Annotated in this window: 1 pseudogene; it reads left to right on the forward strand. The window is 38.8% G+C overall.

The features are described 5' to 3' along the window. Positions 1 to 278, forward strand: a pseudogene (locus tag A6M14_RS00945) (endonuclease/exonuclease/phosphatase family protein); the annotation flags it as partial. Between the last annotated feature and the right edge of the window lie 75 nt (positions 279 to 353).

Here is a 353-nt window from a genome sequence, read left to right on the forward strand (position 1 = left end):
AGTACCGACTTTGCTTTGGTAGAAATGAAGCGATTGCCTCATATGGGGTCAGATCATTTCCCTATTTATGTTGTTTTACAAACAGGACGTATATTCGAGAAACTTCAGCAAGAACTAGAACAAACCGACGCAGATGAAGAAAAAGCACAAGCTGCTATACAGCAAGGAATTGAAAAACAGAGAAAGAAGAACAAATTGTGACAGATGTAATTGCGCAGGACTATAAATATAAAAAGTTAGACTCATGCCTTTGTAGTCAATCTCCTACAAGGTTTTGAGGATTTAGAGGCTAGTTAGAAAAGTGGGGGGGCTTATTGTTATTACATCAGCACATGGAACGGGAATGGATAGTC

The sequence above is a fragment of the Acinetobacter portensis genome (assembly GCF_009372215.1).
Taxonomy (GTDB): Bacteria; Pseudomonadota; Gammaproteobacteria; order Pseudomonadales; family Moraxellaceae; genus Acinetobacter; species Acinetobacter portensis.